A 21,434-nucleotide genomic window follows, 5' to 3' on the forward strand; every position below is an offset into this window, starting at 1 on the left:
TACGGCTCACGGGAGCGGCTCGGGCTCGATCGGAGGCGCGGGGGTCGAGCGCTGGAGCTGGGCCAGGGTGTCGCGGGCCTGACGCATCGCGGGGCTGTCGGCGTCGAAGCCCCGCAGCGTCTCGATGGCTTGCTCGGCGTGGTGCAGGGCCGACGCCGCCCGCCCCTGGCCGGCCTCGGCCTGCGCGAGCGCCTGCAGGGCCTGCGCACGCTCGAGCGGCTCGAGCTGGCTTTGGCGTGCATCGGCGGGGACCAGCGGCGAGAGCCGTGCTTCTGCCTCCGACCAGCGTTGCTGGGCCACGAGCGCCTCGCCCAGCAGCAGGTGCAGGAGCAGTCGATCCCACTCGCCATAGTGCGGACTGTCGACCAGTGGGATCAGGAGCGCCTCGGCCTCGGCGGGGCGGCCGAGCCGAAGCAGTACCTTGGTGCGGCCCAGCACCAGTCCGATCGCCTCGGGTCCCGCCGTCTGGGCCATGACCTCGAGCCCGTGCAGTCCGGTGGCGTCGCCGCGGGCCGCGGCCACGCTTGCCTCCGTCGCCAAGAACCAGTGATCCCAGAACGTCACGGGCTGGCCGGGCTGGGCGAGCTGCGGCGCGGCGCGACGGCACCAGGCCAGCGCGCCGTCCAGATCCTCGCGAAGCAGATCGAGTCGTGCGCGCTCGAGCAGCATCCACAGCGGCGGCAGCTCGGGAGGCCGGTAGCGCTCGAGCACGGCGGTGAGGGTGGCCGCGGCCTCGGCGTAGCGGCCGCCCATGCGCAGCATCACCGCCAGGTTGGCCTCGACGTCGCGCAGCTCGGGGTGCTGCGAGCCCAGAAGCGCCGTGAGCGACTCGACGGCCTGCTGCGTGCCTTCGATCGCCTGTCGCGCCTGGCCCTGCCGGAACCGAACGGACCCCATGTTGCGCAGCGTCGTGGCGCGCTCGAAGGTGCCCTCGTCGCCCGCTTCGGGGATCCACGCCAGCGCGTCCTCGAAGGCGGCGAGCGCCCCGGTCTGCTCGCTGCGGCGCCACAGCGCGACTCCGACGTTGTTGTCGAGCGCCCAGCGGATCCGCCAGTCGGCCGCGCCCGAGCGATCGACCAGCGCGCGCGCGATGGCGATCGCCTCGCTCACGTCGGCGGTGCGATCCTGCAGCTCGACCCGCACGAAGATCCGCTTGGCCGCGGCCTCGGCCGCGACCGCGCGCTGCTCGGTGGTCAGCGCCAGCCACAGCGCCTCGTCGAGCGGGCCCATCGCGTCGGGGTTGCGGGCCTGCATGAGCGCGCTGCCCCGGCGCACCAGCGCCTCCGCCCGTAGCGGCTCGTAGTGCAGCGCCCCGGCCTCTTCGAGCACCGTGGCGGCTCGTTGGGCCGCGCTCTCGAACGAGCCCAGCGACTCCTCGGTGGCAACGCGGGCCAGCTCTTGCCGCAGCAGTGCCACGCGCGCCGCAACGGCGGGGTCGTCGGGCGGTGGCTGCTCGGCCAACAGCACCTCGACGTCGTCGCAGCCCGATGGCGGAGGCAGCGAGAGGATCGCCTTGTTGGCGTTGAGCACCGTGCCCTGGTCCGCACGACCGAGCCGCTCGACGAGCTCGGAGAAGCCCGCCTCGCGCCGCGCGAGGCAGGCCACCCGAAGGGCGTAGTGCTCGTCGGGTACGAGCCCTCGACGGTGGCCCTCACAGGTTTGCTCCCGGGCGTCGGCGAGCGCGTCGGCGTGTCGATCGAGGCGCGGGGACAAAGCCTCCCAGGTCTGCTCCGCGGCCATCCCCGCGGCCTCGAGGACGCCGCGATGGGCCGCCTCGCGGCGCTCGGGGTCCCAGAACGCTCGTAGCTCCACGCACGCAGTGGGTGCCTCCGCGCGGAGCTCGGCGATCACGAGACCTCCGCCCACGGTCAGCAGGCCCACCGTCGCCACGCTCAGCGCTCGCCGCCGTCGCACCGCTGGATCGCGGGCCAGCTCGCGCAGCAGCGCGTGCATCGAGGGGTAGCGCTCGACGGGCTCGCGGGCCAGGCCACGCTCGAGCACCCGCCGCACCCACCCCGGCACGCCGGGCTCGCGGGGAGGCTCCACGCGCTCGCGATCGTCGAGCGACGGGGACCCCGCGGAGGGCTCGCGCGCGAAGGGGAGCTGGCCGTAGAGCGCCTCCCATAGCGCGACGCAGAAGCCGAATTGATCGCTGTGAGCATCGGCCGACAGGCCACGCAGCTGCTCGGGCGCCATGTAGGCCGGCGTACCCACGATCGTGCCCGGCCGCGTGAGGCGATCGTTGCTGCTCGGCGATCGCGGTTCACCTGTCGGGTGCGACGAGGTGGCGGCCTCGGGCGAGGGATCGGTGGGGTGGATCTCGACCCGGGCCAGGCCGAAGTCGAGCAGCTTCACCACGCCGTCGCCATCGCGGCGGATCGCGTTGTGGGGCTTGAAGTCGCGATACACCATGCCCGCGTCGTGCACCGCTGCGAGGCCCTCGCCCGCCTGGCGGTACACCGCCAGCACCTCGCGCCACGGCCTGGGCTCGCGCTGCCAGCGGGCGAGGTCCTCGCCCTGCACGAACTCCATCGCGATGTAGATCTCCCCGTCCTCCTCCCACACCTCGTGGACGGTGACGATGTTGGGGTGGGACAGGCGTGCGAGCGCCTTGGCCTCGCGCAGCAATCGGGCGTGGCGCTGGTCCTTGGCCTCGGCGGCGCGCCGCAGGAGCTTGACGGCCACGCGACGGTCGAGGCGGGGGTCGTAGGCCGAGAACACGGTCCCCATGCCGCCCTCGCCCACGAGCTCGAGCACGTCGTAGCGACCGAGCTTGGGTCGGGACACCTGCGCGGGAAACAGCTTGGCCAGGAGCGCCTCGCACTCGAGCTGCGCGCCCTTCTGCTCCGCGCGATCGTCCTCGGGGCGACCGCCGAGCAACAGCTCGGAGATCGGACGCTCGTCGTCGCCGGTCGAGTCGAGCTGGCTCATCACTCCGGGCTTCGATCGAGCTCGGCACGCAGGCGACGCGCCCACGCCTCGAGGCCGATCGAGGGCTGGGCGCCGGACTGCGGCGCCTGGACGAGCGCACAGAGCTCCTCTTCGAGCCTCAGCTTTGCGCGGCGCAGTCGGGTGCGGACGGTGGGCTCGGGGACCTCGTAGATCTCGGCGATCTCGCGGGCATTGAGGTCTTCCCAGTAGTAGAGCTCGATGACGATCTGCTGGTCGACCGGCAGCCGCCGCAGGGCTTGCAGCAGCAGCTGCGATTGCTCGTCGTGCGCCAGCTCGGAGGTGGGCGTGGGGCTGAGGTCCTCCACCGTCTGCTCCGTGAAGTCGATGCGCGCGTTGGCTCGCTGCCCCCGGTAGTGCTCGAGCAGCACGTTGCGCGCCACGCCGAACACGAAGCAGCGAAAGCTCGCGTCCTCCCGGATCCGGTGGCGGATCTCCAGGCATCGCAGGAAGCAGCGCTGCACGAGGTCGGGGGCCGACGGGCCCACCTTGCTTCGGTAGAAGCGAGCGACCGGGGCGTAGCTCTGGCGAAACAGCTCCGCACCAGCCCCGTCGTCGCCGTGCTTCCATGCCGCCACCAGATTTGCGTGCTTTGCGCTGGATGGGTCCATACGCCGTTCCCCGCGCTATAATACCGAAAATTCCACCCGAACCCGTAGGGCACGGGACCGAACGAAAAAGTTTGGCGGGAGGTGAATTGAAACGGGCTCGAGGGGCCATTCCCCCGTTGAGCTGCCCAGTGGCGGCTCGACGGGCTCGACAGACGACGAGCCTCGACTTGCCTCACCGATATCGAAACGAGACGAAACGATGACCCCCGCTACCCGAATGGCAGTCCATGCAATCTACGCAACCGCGCTCTTGGTGCTTCCTGGCTGTGATCCAGAGCCCGCGGATTTCGACGACGAGGACTGGAGCTTCCGTTGCACGCAGCTCAATGGCTGTCAGGGAGGCGGCACCGGTGGGGTCACCGGCGGGGGCGGCAACACCAGCTTCCTGGGACAGATCAATACCGTGGATGTGTTCCCGCTCAACAACCTTCCGCTCGACGGCACCGCGCACGGCGATGTGAGGATCGAGAGCATCGCGGTGGCCATGTGCATCGATCGTGCTGGTTTCGTGGGGCCGGGCATCAGCGAGATCAACCCCACGCTGTCGGTCGACGCGACCGGCAAGCTGCTCACCAAGACGATGACGCGCACGGGCGATCCCAGTACGGAGTGCGATGTCTACGACGACTACTGGGTCGGCAGCAAGTGGACGATCTCCTACGACCTTCCCGAAGGCCCCACGACCTCGTTCCAGACCGTGCTCACGATCAATGGCATCACGATCGACGGCGATGGGGCCCCACTCTACGAGATCTGGCTCGATTCGGACACGGTCCCCGACGATCGCACTGGCCCGAAGCCGCTGTGCGGCTATGCGGACGAAGAGAACGAGCCGGGCATGGACTTCGAGGCCTACTTCATCCCGGAGATCGGGATCGATGAGGACGGAGGACTGCTCACTGTCGATGACACGGTGTTCATCGGCTGTATCAGCGGCTCGTATGGCAAGGCCGAGTATTGGGGCTACAAGCACTTCATCCCCGAGATCGGCATGTCGGGCTTCGAGGTGGCGAACAACGCCCTTCGCGCCGAGTACTGCGGTGATGACGTCACGTACACCGAGCCCAACACGCCCATCTGGTTCCAGAGCATCTTCACCGACGAAGGGCCCGACCCGCTGGCTCCCCCCGCCACCAGCAACTGGGAGCTCGAGGCGGTGTGGTCGGATGATCCCACCGAGCCCGCCTTGTGCGTGGGTACGACCCGTCTCTCGAGCAACCAGCCGCTTCTCGACGAGTCGTTCGATTGCCCGATTGCCCCGCTGCCCATCTGCGACTCTTCCTACTTCAGTGCGACGGGGGCTGTGCTAGCCACATGGGCATGGACCGGCGACTGAGCTCGATGACCGACGAAGCGCTGCTTCGGGCTTGGGCCGCGGGAGACGAGGCTGCCGGTGCGACGCTGTTCCGCCGGCACTTCGTCGCGCTGCGTCGGTTCTTTCGCACCAAGGTGCCGCTCGACTACGACGATCTCATCCAGGCCACCATGCTCGAGTGCATGCGCTGCAAGGATCGCTTCCGCGGTGACGCATCGTTCCAGGGGTTCCTGTTCGGAGTGGCGCGCAACTGCCTGCTGCATCACTTTCGCTCGCGCCTTCGCGACCGACTCGACTTCGACGCATCGCAGAGCTCGGTGGCCGACCTCGATCCCCGACCGAGCACGCTGGTGGCTCGCAACGCCGAGCACACCCGACTGGCGGAGGCGATGCGCCGGATTCCCCTCGATCTACAGATCGTGCTCGAGCTGCACTACTGGGAGAACCTCTCCACCCGCGAGCTGGCCGAGGCGCTCGCGGTGCCCCAGGGGACGGTCAAGAGCCGGCTGCGACGGGGACGCGAGGCGCTCAGGGAGGTCCTCGACGGAGCCGCTGCGGTGGGTTCGGCGGCGGGCTCGGCCGCGGCCGACGAGGCCGGGCTCGAGGCGGACGTGCGGGCGCTGCGAGCCGTGGTCGACGTGGGGTAGGCTGGTGGTCGGGCGCGGGGCTCGGCCACCGTGTCGGAGCAGGATGACCCGAGCGCGAGCGGCAAGCCTGGAGGCAGGAACGGCGAAGGCGATGACCCTCGCGCTGCGCCACGGCGAGCCCTTGTGCGCGACCGACGTGCGGACCTTGCTGGACACGGTGGCACGACGCCCGCCCGCCGCGGCGTGGCATCCCACGGGCTTCGTGGTGGTGCCGCTCCACCACGACGACCACGGTGCGCTACGCCTGCACCTGTGGCCGCCCGACCAGCGCGAGCACGGGAGTCCCTGCTGGCCGATCCACGACCACGTGTGGCACCTGCGCTCGCACGTGCTGTGCGGCACGGTGGAGAGTCACGGCTACGAGGTCGACGACGACGCGGAGGGCGAGGCGGTGCTCTACGCGGTGGAGTACGGGCCGGGGCATCGCTCGTGCCTGCGGCGCAGCGAGCGACGGGTACGCGTGCGGGCCATGGCGCCGCGCAGGGTCGCGGCCGGTGAGAGCTACGAGGTCGACGCGGGGGCGTTCCATGCCTCGCAGGTGCCCGCCTCGTCCATGGCCGCAACGCTGGTACTCACGCGACGCACGGACCAGCCATGGCCGTGGGTGGTGGGAGAGCCCGACGCGCCGGCGCGGGTGCCGGTGGAGCGCCCGCTGGCCGATGGGGCCATGGTGCGGGCGGTCCTGCAGCGGGTGAGCGCGGCGCTGCCTCGGTGAGCGAGCGTCAGAACCGGATGCTCAGGCCTCCCGGGGCGGCCCCGACCCGCACCTGTGCCCGCTGCCACTCCTTGTAGCGCGCGCGGGTCATGATCCCGGCGATGAGCACCCCCAAGCCGCCGATGACGAGCGGCGCGCCGATCCAGAATGCGGCCTCCATGGTGTCGTCGGCCCGACGAGCCCGGGCATATCGAGTCTCGCGCGAGGAAAAGGCCAGCGGATCGTCATCGTCGGCGCGGTTCTTGGCGATGTCGCGCACGATCGAGGCTGGCACGGCCACGAACAGCAGCGAGATTCCGCCCAAGCTCGTCATGGTGGCACCCGTGACGAGCAAGCCCACTCCGGTGCGCGGGGGAGGCTCGGCGGGTGGGGCCGGCTGGGCCGCGGGGGGCGGCGATGGCTCGGGCGCGGGTTGCAGGGTGACGGTGGGCGCGGGCATGGGCTCGGCCGCGGGGGTCGGGGCAGGCTCGACCGGTGTCGGGGTTGGCGTCGGTGCGAGAGCCTCGGCCGGATCGGGCGCCGCCGGAGTGGGAGCGGGGGCCGGGGCCGGAGCCGGAGCCGGCGCCTCGCTCGGCGCCGGCTGGGCCATCCGCATGGTGAGGATGGGCCGTGACGGCGCGGCCGCGAGGCGAGGATCGGCACCGCCCACCATCAGGGTCATGGCCGTGGACAGGGAGATCAGCGCATGGCTCATGGCGTCACCTGCTCCACCACCGTGGCATCGAGGGTGTCTTCCTCGCGACCGTTGACGAGCACGCGGATCACGGTCTGCCCGAGCCCCGCGCCCGCGAGCACGAACTGATCGAGCTCGGGCGCCGGGGCCACGAACATGATGCGCTCGTTGTAGGACTCGAGGTCGACCAGGTCGAAGCTCTCGTAGTCTTCGTAGGGATTGTCGGAGATCGGCCGGACCTCGATGATCGTGGCCTGACCCTCCACCACCTCGAGGCGATCGTGGGCATGCTGTCCGTCGCCGAACAGGAAGCGGATCTGCACGCCGTCGTAGTGGGGCTTGCAGGCGCTGCCCAGCAGCAGCGTGCCCAGCCCGAGGACGATGCCGAGTCGTGTGATCGTGCGTGCCATGGCTAGGTCGTGCCTCCCGTGCTGCCGGTGCCGCTGCCTCCGGTGCCGCTGCTCCCACCGGAGCCCTCGGTGCCACCAGAGCCACCGTCCGAGCCCGAGCCCGTGCCGCCGCTGCCCGAGCCATCGCTGCCCGAGCCGCTGCCGTTGCCGGTGTCGGGGTCGACGGGACCGTCGCCCACGTGCACGGTGACCTGCTTCTCGAGCTCGCCGAGCCCGATGCGCACGACCGCGGTGCCGACTCCCTGGGCCTGGATCCTCACCAGGTCGCCGCCCGAGACGCTGACCACCGCTTCGTCGCTGGTGCTGACGGTGGCGGGGATGCCCCCGCCCAGCTGTGTGCAGCGGCTGCTGCGCGGGAAGGCCCGCAGCTGCTCGGTGTCGCCGAGCGTCAGCTCGAGCTCGGTGGTGGGGGTGGCCGGGTCGCGAGCGAGCACGTCCATGTCGTCGGGCTCGACGATCGGGAGGTGGAAGATGTCGAGCACGCGCTCGCTCTCGCGGACGACGAAGGCCGCCTCGCCGGTGCGCACGGCCTCGAAGTCGTCGTCGCCGCGGAAGAAGTCCTGGTTGACCGACTCGATGTAGAGCACCGGGGTGATCGTGTCGAATTCGAGGGCCGAGTCGTCGAGCAGGCGGTACTCGAGGTCGAACCTTCCGTGCAGGGCGATGCACTCGGGGAAGTAGTCGGGATTGGACGCCGACGACGAGAACTCGCAGGCCGGGTCGCCACCGACTCCGCAGGTGTAGAGGAAGTCGCCGTTGCCGAGCTCGCCGATGGCCCCTTGCTGGGTGGATTCGTTGCAGGTATCGGAGCACCCGGCCAGCGCCAGGAGCAACCCCAGCGCGAGGCGTCGCCGTGGGGGGGGATGTTCGGGACCCGAGGGTCCCGGCTTCAAGCCATGGTTCATGTGCCATCGAGGCTAACGCAACCGCAGGCCCGGGCAAGGCGCGAATGGACCCGACCTGGAGCGATTGCGCGTCGGTGCCGAGGCGGGGTTCAGCCGTGGGTCGGTCCGCTGCGCGTTCCGGTTCGGGTCGGGGGACCCACGATCGTGGCCAGCGCGTCGAGGACCCGTGTTCGCGGGCCTTCGGGCAGCGTGCTCAGCTCGGGTGCGGTCCAGAGCCCCCGGTGCTCGCCTTCGCGAGCGAGGCGCTGCAGCAGCGCCGCCACCAGGCCGGGGCGACGTACGCGGGCGACCCGGCTTCGCGAGGTCCAAAGCCCGATCTCCGAGCGTCGGGGGTCGCGCGTGCTGATCGAGGTGTAGCGATAGTCGGGTGCGGCCGACACGGGCGACAGTGGATCTCCCGGACCATCCTCCGCGTGGGGATCGAGCTGGATCACCTGTGAGCCCACCACGAAGCGCAGCCAGGCGGGCTCGGCGGGCGTGCTCGGTGGCGCGGGCGCAGCGAGGATGCATGCGCTCGGATCGCGGACCACGATCCGCACGAGGTCGGCGCGTCGCCAGGCCGCGGGCACGTGCACGCCCGCGGCTGCCAGGGCCTCGCGCTCGAATCGCGGGCTGTCGTAGCAAAGCCGTCCGGGTTCCACCTCGACCTCGCCCAGCTGCCCGGCGAGCGACAGGATCGAGGCGCGATCACGGAGGGCGCTGGGGCGGTGGAGTGATCGCATCAACGCAAACAGCACGCATCCTCCCGGACGCACGGCAGCCACGGCCGCGCCGAGCCAGCGCTGCAGCGCATCGGGGTACCAGGGCGCATCGAGCACGACGGCATCGTAGGCTCCCGCATCGAGCCGCGCCGTCTCGATCGCCTCGTCGATCGCCTCGAGCGCCTCGCCCCCGCGGTGCCTCCGAAGCGCCAACGGGTTGCGATCCACCAGGGTCACGCGTCGCAGCGCGGGATGCTCGAGCAAGGCGAACGCCACCGTGGGTGTTCCCATGCACAGCACGCTGCGGTCGGGACCGGACACGCGCATGGCCAGATCGGCGGCACAAGTGGGCGTGAAGTACCACTCGAAGTCCCGTGCATGGAGCTCGGGCTGCCATGGATCCTCGGGCTCGCGCTCGGCCCCGACCGTCCACCCGTGCACGGGCAGGCCGAGCGCCTGGATCCGCTGGGCCACGAGCCGAGGATCGGCGCCGTCGCTCGCCACGAGCACCCGTGCCCACGCTCGGTGGCCGCGTTCCGTCGCAGCCCGCAGGCGCACGTCCACGGCTTCGCGGTGCTCGGCCACGGCAAGATCGGCGTGGATCTCATCGCTCACCGCGGCCCACCTCGGCTCACTGCGGCTGGAGCTCGTGCTCACTGGGCCGCCAGCTCGACCTGCGGGGCGGTGGCTTCCATCATGCCATCGTCGGCCGAGTCGGCGGGGCGCTCGTGCTCGTAGTGGGCCGGCGCGAGCTCGAAGTGTTGCAGCAGCTCGCTGAACGACTCGTGCAGCACCACGTGGGGAGCCACCTCGGCCTCGGCCATGGGCTGGCATGCGGCGGCTCGCTGGGCTGCCGTCCAGGGGCTCACGTCGACGACCCGCTGCCAGTCGCGTGGATCATGGCTGGTGCCGTAGCGCGCCCATGCCGTCCACAACCCACCGTCTCGTGCCATGCGAACGTCGCGAGCCAGGCTGTCGCCCACGTAGAGCGCCGACCGAGGGCTCACTCGCAGGCGCTCGCACAGGTCGAGCACCACCGCGGGGTTGGGCTTGCGCTCGTCGGTGTTCAGGCAGCGAACCGGGAACGGCAGCTCCGTCGAGTCGTCGGCGAGGATCGTGGGATCGTCGGGGGCGGCCGGAGCGGCCAACAGCGCCACGAAGGCATGCTCGAGCCCCAGCGCGCGCAGCCGGGCCGCGGCGTGATTGGCCGGGGCCTCGGTGTGACCCACCACCATCACGCCCAGCGCGGCCATCCGCTGCAAGGTGGAGCGCACGCCGGGGTAGGTTCGCAGGCCGTTGCCGTGCGCGGCGTGGTAGTACGAGGCGAACACGCGAGCCAGGGCTTGCCGGGCTCGGGTTGCGCTGCCAAAGCAGCGCTGGATGCTGGGCGCATGCAGCAGCGCCTCGGGTTGCTCGAGGCCCTGCCGGCTGCGATAGAGCTGCTGCATCTCGGTCAGCAGCTGCCCCCGCGGGACATCGGCTCGAGCCGCCGCGCCGTCGAGCATTCGATAGAACGCGCGCGAGTACCATGCCACCCAGTCGTAGAGGGTGTTGTCGAGGTCGGTGAAGACCAACGAGATGGCAGGTCGGGTCACGAGGCGGGAGCGAAGCGAGCGGAAGAAGAGAGGAGAGGAAGCGCGGGTCGGGCGCGAGAGCATGGACAGCATGCCCGATGAAATCGCTGGGCGCACGTGCTCCGTGAGGGTGTCCCTCCGTGATCGTGGTCCAATATGCCCAATTCGGGCGTTCCCGCTCCTCGAAACCGGCCCCTCGGCCTCGTCGGAGGACCTGCGGATCTAGGGTCTACGGGACCGTGGAGCCGGCGGCGGCCCCAAATCGGTCCCGAAGGGTTCCCTTGAGGATCTTGCCGGTCGGGTTGCGGGGGAGCACGTCGATCGTCTCCCAGCGGCGCGGGACCTTGGCCCTGGCGAGGCGGGCTCGGGCCCAGGCGGTGGCCTCGTCGGGATCGAAGCCCTCGCCGGGTACGACCACCGCGAGCAGCCGCTCGCCCCACTCTTCGTCGGGCACGCCGAGCACGGCCACGTCGAGGATCCGGGGGTGCTGCGACAGCACGCTCTCCACCTCCACCGGGTACACGTTGACGCCGCCGGTGATCACCATGTCGCGTGCGCGTCCGGTGAGGAACAGGTGGCCGTCCTCGTCGAGGTAGCCGAGGTCGTCGACCGTGATCCAGCCGGGCTCGGTGAGCTCGCCAGGTGCTCGCTCGACCCCGCGGGCCCCATCCTCGAGGTAGCCGCGCATGTGCTGACCGCTGCGGGTGTAGATCTTGCCCACCTCGCCCGATGGCAGCGTGCGTCCTTGCTCGTCCACCACGCGCAGCTCCTGCCCGGCCAGCGGCTGGCCGAGGGTGCCCGGTCGCTCGAGCATGTCCTCGCCGCTGGCGAGCGTGACCCACCCCAGCTCGGTGGCGCCATAGAAGTCGAAGATCGTGCGCGCTCCGAAGCGTGCGATGGCCCGCTGCCGCAGGGCGGCGCCGAACGGGGCCGCGCCCGAGACGATGGCTCGCAGCGCGGGCGTGGGCCGATGTGCGTGATGCTCCGGCGGGAGGTCGAGGATGCGCCGGATCATGGTGGGCACCATGAACGTGCTGTGGATCCGCTCTTGCGACAGCAGGTCGAGCGCGCGTGCGGCATCGAAGTGGTCCATCAACGTGACGGTGGCCCCCAGCGCCGTGTTGATGAGCACGAACGCCTGTGCGCCCGAGTGATAGAGCGGAGCCACCACCAGGTGGCGATCCCCCATTCGCAGGGGGAGGCGCTCGAGGATCCGCAGCAGCTCCATCGCTCCGAGCGCGGCGAGGTCTCGCACGGCGCCCTTGGGACGGCCGGTGGTCCCCGAGGTATAGACCACGCTCGCCGACTCGGAGCGCCCCCGTGGGCTGGGGAGGGGACGACCGAGACACGTGCGCACCAGCGCGTGGTACGACGATGCGCCGTGGGGGGCGGGCGCCTGCGGCGAGCCCACGTGGAACAACCGCAGCCCGAGCTCGGGATGGGCCCGGGCCACGGCGTCGGCGGTGGGCCAGGTTGCATCGGACACGAACAGCCGCCGAATTCGCGAGCGCTGCAGCAGCGGCTCCAGCTCGTCGGGCGTGGACGAGGTTCCCATGTGTGCGCAGGCGATGCCCAGGCGGGTCAGGCCCATCCACGTCGCCACGTACTCGCAGCGGTTCTCCATCAGCATGCCCACCGGCTCGCCGCGGCGTGCACCGTCTTCGTGCAGGGCCAGGGCGATGGCGTCGATCTCCGCGTCGAGCGTGGCGTAGTCCAGGCGCCGGTGGGCGTCGACCAGCGCGGTACGGCCCGGGGCAGCCGCGGCATGCAGGGCGTGCATGCTCCGCACGTCGAGGCCGCGACGCACGGCGACCGCGGCCAGGGCCAGCAGGTCGCCACCGGCACGCAGGGCGTGGGTCTGCCGGGTCACCCGCAGCGCACGGGCCATGATGCGATGCGGCGGATCGGCGGCCACGCGCTGCGCGAGCGTGGACAGGCCCAGGCCGGCCAGGCGTTCGCGCAGCATCACACCGACTCGATCGCGGCGGCGATGCGCTGGGCCAGCTCGGGCGCGGTCGCCTGGTCGAGCGAGGATGCGGGCCAGCCGATCCCCAGCCCGCGCTCGCCGTCACGGGGGATGATGTGGAAGTGCACGTGGAACACGGCCTGGTGGGCGGCTGCGCCGTTGTTCTGCAGGATGTTGTAGGCGGTGGAGCCGGTCGCGTTCATCACCGCCCGAGCCAGACGCGGAAGCACGCGGCCGAGCGCGGCCGCTTGCTCGTCGGACAGCTCGTGCAGGTAGGCCTTGCGCTCCTTGGGGATCACCAGCGCATGTCCCGGTGCCAGCGGAGCCACGTCGAGGAATGCGAGCACGTGGTCGTCCTCGTAGATCTTGTGGCAAGGCAGCTCGCCGTCGAGGATCTTGTCGAATACGGTGGCCATGGGCAGGTCCTTCGCGGGTGATCTCCTAGCACGATCGCGGCACCCGGGGCGGAAAGTCGCGGTATGCTCGGCCGGCAATGCGCTCCAAGGGGCTCGTGGTGATGGCGGCGGCCGGGCTGGTCCTGGTGCTCTATGCCTTCTATGTCCTGCTCGATTCGGGGCTCGACTCGGGTTCGTCGCGACCCGAGGTCGCCGAGCGCTCGGGTGCTCGGAGCGCGAGCGAGGCACGGGGACGGTCGCCAGCCGAGGAGGGCGAGGAGGACGAGCTGCCGCAGGACTCGCGCGAGCGCCGGGGCCCTCCGGGCGCAAAGCAGCCGACGGTTCGAGTGTCACCGCCACCGCAGCCGGGTGAGCGGGCCAGCGCCCCGCCGAGCCTCGATCTGCCCCCGCGACCCGAGCCGGAGATTTCACTCGAAGAGGCGCGCACGCGCTTTGGCGAGGTCCTGGCCGAGCTCGATCGTCTCTCCGAGCAGAACGTTGCCCTCACGTCGCCGCAGTGGGTCGACTACTACAAGCGCGGCAACGATGCCTTGCTCCCGCTGCAGCAGCACCTCGATGTGTCCGTGCCCGACCAAGCCGACGAGCTGCGTCGAGCCAACGAGGATCTGAGGGCCAAGCTCCGCGTGCTCGAGCCGAACGGTCCATGACCAGGCCCGATGTGATCTACATCAAGCGCCGTGGGCGAGTCACGGGGGCACGGGGGTGCGCGTCAACGCACACAGCGAGCCGCAATGGGACACAAGCGGGTAGAGCCGTCTCGCACCATGCTCCGCGGTGATGTCGAACCGCGAGCCTGCCTCTGCGCCATCGGTCGATCGAGCCTTTCGCCACGGGATCGAGCACGAGCTGCCCGCCGTGGAGGTCGAGGGGGTCGAGCGGCTCGGATCACTCTCGGTCGAGCTCGCGCTCGAGCTGTTCGACGTGCAGCTGCGCAGCCGTCAGCTCGATTTCGCCGCCCTGCGGCTGCGCGAGCAGGGTCGGGGGTACTACACGATCGGGTCATCGGGTCACGAGGGCAACGCCGCCGTGGCGGCGGCCATGCGGGCCGATGATCCGGCGTTCCTGCACTATCGCTCGGGGGGGTTCTTCCTCGAGCGCGCGCGCAAGGGCCAGTACCCGCATGCGGTTCGCGACGTGCTGATGGGGATGGTGGCGGCCAGGGACGAGCCGATCGCCGGTGGTCGTCACAAGGTGTTCGGGAGCCGGCCGCTGTGGGTGCCGCCGCAGACCTCCACCGTGGCGTCGCAGCTCCCCAAGGCGGTGGGCATGGCGTTCGCGCTCAAGCGCGCCAACCGGCTCGGGGTGTGCGAGGAGCTGCCCGCCGATGCGATCGTGATGTGCAGCTTCGGCGACGCCTCGGCCAATCACTCCACGGCCACCGGGGCGATCAATGCGGCCTGCTACATCGCGCACAAGGGGCTGCCCGTTCCGATCCTGTTCGTGTGCGAGGACAACGGCCTCGGGATCAGCGTGCGTACGCCGGTCGGTTGGATCGAGCAGAACCATCGGGGGCGCCCGGGCTTGCGGTACTTCGCGGCCGATGGCTGCAACCTCGTGGCGGCCTACGAGGCGGCGATGGAGGCGGTGGAGTACGTCCGCCTCAAGCGGATGCCCGCGTTCCTGCACCTGTCCACGGTGCGGCTGCTCGGGCACGCGGGATCGGACGTGGCGCTGGCCTATCGCGACATCGAGGAGCTGCGCTCGGACGAGGCGCGCGATCCGGTGCTGGCCACCGCGCGCACGCTGGTGCGGGCGGGCGTGCTGCGACCCGAGCAGGCGCTGCAGCGCTACGAGCAGGCCGCGCGCGAGGTGGAGGCGCTGGCTCACGAGGTCGCGGGCAGCCCCCAGCTGCCGTCGGCAGAGGAGGTGATGGCGCCGCTGGCTCCCCGCCATCTCGAGCGCATCGGGGCCGAGGCCGATCGGGTGGTGGCCGAGCCCGAGCGCCTGCAGTTCTGGGCGCCCAGCGTGGTCGACGACGAGGCGTCGCGCAAGCAGTCTCGCCGTCGCCTTCCCGAGGCGGCGGGTCCGCTGCCGCTGGCCGGTCACATCAATCGCTGCCTGGGCGATCTGATGCTCAAGTATCCCGAGCTGATGATCTTTGGCGAGGACGTGGCGCGCAAGGGCGGGGTCTACGGGCTGACTCGGGGCCTGCAGCGGCGCCTGGGGATCGGGCGGGTGTTCGACACCCTGCTCGATGAGCAGACGATCCTGGGGCTGGCCATCGGAGCGGCGCAGGCGGGGTTCTTGCCGATCCCCGAGATCCAGTACCTGGCCTACCTGCACAACGCCGAGGATCAGATCCGCGGAGAGGCGGCCACCCTGCAGTTCTTCTCGCGCGCGCAGTACCAAAATCCCATGGTGGTGCGCATCGCCAGCTATGCCTATCAAAAGGGCTTTGGCGGGCACTTCCACAACGACAACTCCGTGGCCGTGCTGCGCGACGTGCCGGGGCTGATCATCGCCTCGCCCTCGTGTGGGGAAGATGCGGCCGCGATGCTGCGCACGTGTGTGGCAGCGGCCAAGGTGGACGGCGCGGTGGCGGTGTTCCTCGAGCCGATTGCGCTCTACAACACGCGCGATCTCCACGAGGAGGGCGACGGTCTCTACCAGAGCACGTACCGGCACGACGGGCCCGGCGCGGAGCTGGGGCGTGCGCGGCGGTACGGCGAGGGCAAGGACCTGCTGCTGGTGTCGTTCGCCAACGGGGTTCGAATGTCGCGGCGGGCGGCACGGCGACTGTCGCAGGAGGGGATCGAGGCCTCGGTGCTCGACCTGCGCTGGCTGGCCCCGCTGCCCGTAGACGACCTGCTCGCGGCCGCGGCCGAGTGTGCCGCGGTGCTCGTGGTCGACGAGACGCGTCGCAGCGGCGGGGTGTCGGAGGGGATCGTGGCGAGCATGCTCGATGCCGGCTACGACGGACCGCTGCGGCGGGTGACCAGCCGTGACAGCTTCATCCCGCTGGGTCCGGCCGCCGATCTGGTGCTCTTGGGCGAGGACGACATCGTGGCCGCGGTGCGGGCGATGAAGGGGCGTTCGCGGCGGTAGCGGTCGCAATGTGGGTGGACCCGCCCCAGATCTAGGGGTTGGTGAAGCCCAGTGCCACACGAGCGGGGTCTTGGGGCATGCTTCAATTCGGCTGAAGCCGATGCGTCGTTGCGTAGACCATCCTCGGAGGACTTCTCATGGAAACGCTCACCGCCCTGGAACCCGTGTTGGTCGCACCGGATACGTTCGTGCTGCCGGCGTTCCTGCCCGTGCCCGGGCTCGGCATCCTGCCCATGCATGCGTTCGTCGTGCGCGCCGCCGATCCGGTACTCGTCGACACCGGGCCGGCACCGCTGGCCGGTGACTTCGTCGATCGCCTGGCCAAGGTGCTCGACCCCGCCGATCTGCGCTACGTGTGGCTCACCCACGGCGACCCCGATCACGTGGGGGCGCTGGGCCCCGTGCTGCAGGCCGCTCCCCGGGCGCAGGTGGTCACCACGTTCATCGGGATGGGCAAGCTGGCGCTGGGCCCCGAGCCCCTGCCCTCCGAGCGCACGCTGGTGGTCAACCCCGGTCAGCAGCTCGACCTGGGCGACCGCGCGCTGCATGCCCTGCGGCCGCCGGTGTTCGATTCCGCGGAGACGGTGATCGCATTCGACGATCGCTCCCGGGCGCTCTTTTGCGCCGATTGCTTCGGCACGTTGCTCGATGCTCCGCACGACGACGCGGCGGCGATGACGTCGGCCGAGCGAAGCCGAGGCATGCTGACCTGGGCGAGTGTCGACACGCCGTGGCTCGAGTACGTGTCGGCGGAGGTGTTGTTCGGCAACCTTCAGCGGCTGCGTCGGCTCGACCCCCAGTGGGTGCTGGGATCGCACCTGCCCCCCTCGCGTGGGCTCATCGGTAGTCTCGTGAGGGAACTGGGGGAGGCTGCGGGGCAGAAGCCGTTCGTGGGGCCGGACCAGGCGGCCATGGACGCGATGGCGGCGCAGTGATCACGAGCTTCTTCGGCGAATCTTCGGGGGACGACGGAGTCCTACCGGGCCGCGAGGATCGCCTGCGCCGCCAGCTCTCCCGGCGCGCAGCTCAAGCCTCCGCCCGGGTGGCTCCCGCTCCCGCACAGCCACAGCCCGGCGATCGGGGTGGCGTAGCGGATGCATTCGGGCGTGGGCCGGATCATCAGCTGATCGAGCGCATGCTCGAGATGGAACGGGTGCCCGCCATGGAGCCCGTACTTCGCCTCGAGCTCCACCGGCGTGAGCACCTCCTTGGCGACCACCGCCGCGCCGATCTCGGCGTCGTGCCGCGACAGCAGCTGCACGACCCGCTCGCCGAGGGCGTCCCGTGACGCGTCGTCCCAGCCCCCCTCGCGGGCGTGGGGCACGAACAACACCGTCGCACACAGCACCGCGTGGCCCTCGGGGGCGAGCGAGGGATCGGCGACCGTGGCCACGTGCAGATCGAGCACGGGGGTCTGAGTCATCTCGCGGTACTTGATCGGATCGAACGCACGCTCAAGGTCGTCGAGGCATGCTCCGGTGCGCGCGAATTCCACCGGCTCGGGACCCAGCCGCGGCGCGCGTGAGAGCGCCAGCGACACGATCGCCACGCTGCCCCGGCTTCGCAGCGTGCGTACGCGATGCTCGAAGCGATGCTCGATCACCCCCGGCGGCAGCAGCTCGCACAGCGTGTGCCCCGGGTGGCACGAAGCCGCCACGAGCCTTCCGTCGATGGCCTCGCCGTCGGCCAGCTCGACGCCTGAAACCCCATCGGCACCGAGCCGCAGCCGCCGGACCCTCGCGTCGGTGCGAACCTCCACCCCCACGGCCAGGGCCGCCCGGTGCAGCGCCTCGACCAGCATGGGCCCGCCGCCGGTGACGCCGGGGCCGCCCAGGCACTCGCGGCGCAGCAGCTCGAGCATGGTCCCGGGCGACCTCGGACCCGCGAAGCTCCCCAGCAGCGCAGGCAGAGCGAGGGCCGCCTGGAGCACGGGCGAGGCGAAGCGCTCGCGCAGCACGTCGGCCACGGCCATGGGGGGCAGCCGCAGCAGCTCCATGAGATCGGCCTTGCCCATGCGACGCACCGCCAGCGCACGCTTGCCCAGCGCCCACACGTGCTCCGACTCGATGTCGACCAGGTCGATCGGCTCGCGGCCGAACAGCGCGCGCAGCCCGGGAGCGAGGCGGCGAAGGAGCTCCCGCCAGGTCCGGTAGGCATCGGCGTCGGCCCTGGACACCCGCCCGATGGCCTCGGCGGCCCGATCCTCGTCGCCGTGGATCGGCAAGGGCTCGCCCTCGCCCTCGCCATTGCCGAGGGCGAGCACCGTGGGAGGCACTGTCCGCAGTCGCAGGCCATGGCTCTGCAGCCCCAGCGCCTCCACCACCGAGGGTCGCACCATTGCGCTGTCGAACAGCACGCCCGGCCGTCGATACCCCGGGTGGAATTCCTCGGCCGCCGCCAGCCCGCCCACGCGATCGCGCCGCTCCAGCACGAGCACCCGCCGTCCGGCCTTGGCCAGCCGCGCCGCGGTGGTCAGGCCGTTGTGGCCGGCCCCGATCACGATGGCATCGTAGGCCCGGCTCATGCGGCCCCCGCCTTCAGCATGGCCTTGGCGGCCAGCTCGCCCGGCGCCCCCATGATGCCGCCGCCGGGGTGGGTGCCCGAGGAGCACATCCACATGTTGCGGATGGGCGTGCGGTAGCGGGCCCACCCCGCCATCGGGCGCTGGAACAGCAGCTGCTCGAGGCTGAGCTCGCCGTGGAAGATGTTGCCCTCGGTCAGGCCGAACTCGTGCTCGAGATCCCAGGGCGTGAGCACCTGGCGGTGCAGGATGCTCTCCTTCAGCCCCGGGCAGTACTCGGCCAGCGTGTCGACCACGGTGTCGCCGAAGGCCTCGCGCTGCCGTGGCCAGCGCTCGGGGCCGCCCTCGAGATCGTAGGGGGCATACTGAACGAAGCAGGAGATCACGTGCTTGCCCGGCGGCGCCACCGTGGGGTCGACCAGCGACGGGATCACCACGTTGAGATAGGGCCGCGAGGAGAACGCGCCGTACTTGGCCTCGTCGTAGGCACGCTCCACGTAGTCCACGTTGGGCACGATCGCGATGTCTCCCTCGAGGTGCGGGCCGGGGCCGGGGCGACAGGTGAAATCGGGCAGGCGATCGACCGCGAGGTTGACCTTGCCCGAGCTGCCGCGCAGCTTGTAGCGGCGAAGCTGCCCGACCAGCTCGGGCTCGAGGTGCTGCTCGCCGATGAGTCCGAAGTAGGTCCGATGGGGATCGCAGCCCGACACCACGGCCTTGGCGGTGATCTCGTTGCCGCTCTCGAGCACCACCCCGGTGGCTCGACCCGAGGTGATCCGCACGTGATCGACGGTGGCCTCGGTGACGATCTCCACCCCGAAGCCACGGGCGGCGGCCGCGATTGCGTAGCTCACGGCCCCGGTGCCCCCCTTGGAGAAGCCCCAGGCGCGGAAGGCCCCGTCGATCTCGCCCATGTAGTGGTGCAGCAGCACGTAGGCGGTGCCGGGCGAGCGCACGCCGAGCATGGTGCCGATGATGCCGCTGACCGACATGGGGCCCTTGAGCACCTCGCTCTCGAACCACTCGTCGAGGAAGTCGGCGGCGCTCATGGTGAGCAGCTTGAGGTTGAGGTAGCGAACGTCACGATCGAGCGCCTGATAGCCCCGGCCGAGCCGCAAGAGCTGGAGCAGCTCCCGGGGCGCGAGCGAGGTGGGCTCGGGCGGAGGGTGGTCGATGACGTGCTTGGAGAACCGCGCCAGCTTGGACATCGCCAGTCCGAACTCGGGGTAGACCTCGGCGTCGCGCGGGCTGAACTGGGCGATCTCTCGACGCGTCCGGGCGTAGTCGCCGAAGCGGGCCAGCGAGCGGCCGTCGGGGAGCGGGAGGAACGAGCAATCGAGCGGGATCACGTGGAAGCCGTGATCGACCAGCCCCAGCTCGCGGATGATGTGCGGCCGAAACAGGCTCACCACGTAGGAGCACACCGAGAACGTGAAGCCGGGGAACACCTGCTCGCTCACCGCGGCGCCGCCGAGCACGTGGCGACGCTCGAGCACCAGCACCTTCTTGCCGGCCTTGGCGAGGTAGGCGGCGCAGACGAGCCCGTTGTGGCCACCGCCCACCACGATCACGTCGTAGCTGCGGTCGCGGGGCTGGCCCACTCCCGAGATCGGAGAGCCCGCGGCACCAGGAGGGGCCGAACTCGAGGTCTTGGTCGCGCCTTGGGTCACGCAGAACGCTTTCGCTCGGGGTTGAAGAACGGGGTCTTGCTGACGATGGCCGAGATCTGGTGGCGCTCGTACTCCACCGTGACCTCGATCCGCAGTCGGGTGCCGAGCGCGGCGTGCTCGGGCCGCACCGAGGCGAGGGCGAGATTGGCCTTGAGCAGCGGCGACCAGGCGCCGCTGGTGGCCCGGCCCACCTGACGGCCGTCGCTTCCGTAGACGGGCACGCCGTCGCGCCAGGCCGCGAGCGGCACGTGGGGAGGCAGGCCGAAGCGGGCGAACAGGGCCTCGTACTCGTCCCAGTCGTAGCGCAGTCCCACCGTGGCCCAGGCGGGTCCGCGCGCGCGCTCGGCCCGGAGCGCGGCCTGGCCCACGAACGGCTCGCGGTCCAGGTTCACCGTCCAGCCCAGCCCCAGCTCGTAGGGGGTCGATTGCCGCGAGGGCACCAGGCAGTGGTGCGCGCCCCAGTAGTCCACGCCGTTCATGATGAAGCCGGCCTCGATCCGCGCGACGTCGAGCGCGTCGAGCCCCAGCGGCAGCACCCGGTGGTCGAGCCCCACCGCCATGATCGCGTCCCACACGGTCAGCGCATGCTCGCGGTCGACCCAGATCTCGTAGCCCAGATCGCCGGTGTAGCCGGTTCGGGAGATCCACACGTCGACCTCCTGCAGGCGAGCCCGGGTCACCCCGAAGAACGGCAGGCGGTGAAGCGGTGCGTCGCAGATCCGGGCCAGCGCATCACGGGAGGTCGGGCCCTGGATCGCCAGCGCGGCGAGCCGCTCGCTGCTGTCCTCGATGGTGACGTCGTGGGGGCCCGTGAACCGATGCAGCCACGCGAACGTGGGCTCGGCCGCGGTGAGCCGAAAGTGCTGGTCGTCGAGGCGGGAGACGGTGCCGTCGTCGAGGATCTTGCCGTCGTCGTTGCACCAGCACAGGTAGGTCACCCGACCGACGCGGAGCTTGCGGATGTCGCGAACGGTGATGCGAGACAGGAGGTCGGCGGCCCCCGGGCCACGCAGCTCGTACTTGTGCAGCGGGCTGACGTCGAGCACGCCCGCGCCGTTGCGCAGCGCGAAGTACTCGCGCTCGTGGCTGACGTCGTAGGAGCGGACGGCGTGGTACCCCGCCCACTCCTTCCAGAACATGCTGGTGCACAGCGCCGCGGTGCGCGGGTGGAATGGCGTTGGGATCGGCATTCGCGAGGGGTTCCGCTCGGAGGCGCCCACCCTACTCAAAAGCCCTGGCCCGCGCATAGGGGGGCGCGCGCCGTAGGGTGTCCCGCGCCACTTGCGGCCAGGCCAGGCCCGGGGCGTATGCTTGGC

The 21,434-nt window shown here is 70.8% G+C and carries 18 protein-coding genes; 6 read left to right on the top strand and 12 right to left on the bottom strand.

Going from position 1 to position 21,434, the window contains the following annotated elements; all coding sequences use genetic code 11:
• Positions 1 to 6: 6 nt before the first annotated feature.
• Both OEB96_RS03565 and OEB96_RS03570 read right to left on the bottom strand, forming a co-directional pair.
• Complete coding sequence (locus OEB96_RS03565) at positions 7 to 2,931, bottom strand: serine/threonine-protein kinase (protein WP_266214003.1); 2,925 nt, start codon at positions 2,929 to 2,931, stop codon at positions 7 to 9.
• Positions 2,931 to 3,527: an RNA polymerase sigma factor gene (locus OEB96_RS03570; RefSeq protein ID WP_266214004.1), complete on the bottom strand. Its 597-nt coding sequence runs from the start codon at positions 3,525 to 3,527 to the stop codon at positions 2,931 to 2,933. The genes OEB96_RS03565 and OEB96_RS03570 overlap by 1 nt, the downstream gene beginning before the upstream one ends.
• Before the next feature lie 250 nt (positions 3,528 to 3,777).
• On the opposite strand from OEB96_RS03570, the gene OEB96_RS03575 reads away from it, so the two are divergent.
• The 3 genes from OEB96_RS03575 to OEB96_RS03585 all read left to right on the top strand — a co-directional run bounded on the left by OEB96_RS03575 (position 3,778) and on the right by OEB96_RS03585 (position 6,237).
• Complete coding sequence (locus OEB96_RS03575; protein ID WP_266214005.1) at positions 3,778 to 4,896, top strand: ADYC domain-containing protein; 1,119 nt, start codon at positions 3,778 to 3,780, stop codon at positions 4,894 to 4,896.
• A complete protein-coding gene (locus tag OEB96_RS03580) occupies positions 4,881 to 5,522 on the top strand; it encodes an RNA polymerase sigma factor (protein ID WP_266214006.1) in 642 nt (213 codons plus the stop codon). The genes OEB96_RS03575 and OEB96_RS03580 overlap by 16 nt, the downstream gene beginning before the upstream one ends.
• A 91-nt stretch (positions 5,523 to 5,613) precedes the next feature.
• The gene (locus OEB96_RS03585; RefSeq protein ID WP_266214007.1) at positions 5,614 to 6,237 is read left to right on the top strand and encodes a hypothetical protein; all 624 of its coding nucleotides are present in this window, start codon (positions 5,614 to 5,616) and stop codon (positions 6,235 to 6,237) included.
• Between the two features lie 7 nt (positions 6,238 to 6,244).
• Here OEB96_RS03585 and OEB96_RS03590 read toward each other — a convergent pair whose 3' ends face one another.
• The 7 genes from OEB96_RS03590 to OEB96_RS03620 all read right to left on the bottom strand — a co-directional run bounded on the left by OEB96_RS03590 (position 6,245) and on the right by OEB96_RS03620 (position 12,882).
• Positions 6,245 to 6,931, bottom strand: a complete 687-nt coding sequence (locus tag OEB96_RS03590; RefSeq protein ID WP_266214008.1) for a hypothetical protein — start codon at positions 6,929 to 6,931, stop codon at positions 6,245 to 6,247.
• Positions 6,928 to 7,320: a hypothetical protein gene (locus OEB96_RS03595; protein ID WP_266214009.1), complete on the bottom strand. Its 393-nt coding sequence runs from the start codon at positions 7,318 to 7,320 to the stop codon at positions 6,928 to 6,930. The genes OEB96_RS03590 and OEB96_RS03595 overlap by 4 nt, the downstream gene beginning before the upstream one ends.
• A gap of 2 nt (positions 7,321 to 7,322) precedes the next feature.
• Complete coding sequence (locus OEB96_RS03600; RefSeq protein WP_266214010.1) at positions 7,323 to 8,225, bottom strand: hypothetical protein; 903 nt, start codon at positions 8,223 to 8,225, stop codon at positions 7,323 to 7,325.
• A gap of 89 nt (positions 8,226 to 8,314) precedes the next feature.
• Positions 8,315 to 9,541, bottom strand: a complete 1,227-nt coding sequence (locus tag OEB96_RS03605) for a hypothetical protein (protein WP_266214011.1) — start codon at positions 9,539 to 9,541, stop codon at positions 8,315 to 8,317.
• Positions 9,542 to 9,579: 38 nt separating this feature from the next.
• Positions 9,580 to 10,521 carry an HAD family hydrolase gene (locus tag OEB96_RS03610; protein WP_266214012.1) on the bottom strand — a complete coding sequence of 314 codons (942 nt, stop codon included), beginning with the start codon at positions 10,519 to 10,521 and terminating at the stop codon, positions 9,580 to 9,582.
• A gap of 208 nt (positions 10,522 to 10,729) precedes the next feature.
• Positions 10,730 to 12,466 carry a class I adenylate-forming enzyme family protein gene (locus OEB96_RS03615; protein WP_266214013.1) on the bottom strand — a complete coding sequence of 579 codons (1,737 nt, stop codon included), beginning with the start codon at positions 12,464 to 12,466 and terminating at the stop codon, positions 10,730 to 10,732.
• Positions 12,466 to 12,882 (bottom strand): HIT family protein, encoded by a 417-nt coding sequence (locus OEB96_RS03620; protein ID WP_266214014.1) that lies wholly within the window; start codon positions 12,880 to 12,882, stop codon positions 12,466 to 12,468. The genes OEB96_RS03615 and OEB96_RS03620 overlap by 1 nt, the downstream gene beginning before the upstream one ends.
• A 77-nt stretch (positions 12,883 to 12,959) precedes the next feature.
• On the opposite strand from OEB96_RS03620, the gene OEB96_RS03625 reads away from it, so the two are divergent.
• From OEB96_RS03625 to OEB96_RS03635, 3 genes are all read left to right on the top strand, one after another.
• Positions 12,960 to 13,529: a hypothetical protein gene (locus OEB96_RS03625; protein ID WP_266214015.1), complete on the top strand. Its 570-nt coding sequence runs from the start codon at positions 12,960 to 12,962 to the stop codon at positions 13,527 to 13,529.
• 130 nt (positions 13,530 to 13,659) lie between these two features.
• Positions 13,660 to 15,927, top strand: coding sequence for a thiamine pyrophosphate-dependent enzyme (locus OEB96_RS03630; protein ID WP_266214016.1), 2,268 nt, complete (start codon positions 13,660 to 13,662; stop codon positions 15,925 to 15,927).
• A gap of 137 nt (positions 15,928 to 16,064) precedes the next feature.
• Positions 16,065 to 16,862, top strand: a complete 798-nt coding sequence (locus OEB96_RS03635) for an oxygen-binding di-iron domain-containing protein (RefSeq protein ID WP_266214017.1) — start codon at positions 16,065 to 16,067, stop codon at positions 16,860 to 16,862.
• Between the two features lie 41 nt (positions 16,863 to 16,903).
• On the opposite strand, the gene OEB96_RS03640 is transcribed toward OEB96_RS03635, so the two are convergent.
• Genes OEB96_RS03640 through OEB96_RS03650 form a run of 3 tightly spaced genes read right to left on the bottom strand, consistent with a single transcriptional unit; the run spans position 16,904 to position 21,308 of the window.
• On the bottom strand, positions 16,904 to 18,451 hold the full coding sequence (locus OEB96_RS03640) for a phytoene desaturase family protein (RefSeq protein WP_266214018.1): 1,548 nt from the start codon (positions 18,449 to 18,451) through the stop codon (positions 16,904 to 16,906).
• A complete protein-coding gene (locus OEB96_RS03645) occupies positions 18,448 to 20,118 on the bottom strand; it encodes a phytoene desaturase family protein (RefSeq protein ID WP_323137330.1) in 1,671 nt (556 codons plus the stop codon). Before OEB96_RS03645 ends, OEB96_RS03640 begins: the two co-directional genes overlap by 4 nt.
• Positions 20,115 to 21,308, bottom strand: a complete 1,194-nt coding sequence (locus OEB96_RS03650) for an aminomethyltransferase family protein (RefSeq protein WP_266214019.1) — start codon at positions 21,306 to 21,308, stop codon at positions 20,115 to 20,117. Before OEB96_RS03650 ends, OEB96_RS03645 begins: the two co-directional genes overlap by 4 nt.
• Positions 21,309 to 21,434 lie beyond the last annotated feature (126 nt).

Source organism: Paraliomyxa miuraensis (assembly GCF_026337845.1).
Classification (GTDB): domain Bacteria; phylum Myxococcota_A; class Polyangia; order Nannocystales; family Nannocystaceae; genus Paraliomyxa; species Paraliomyxa miuraensis.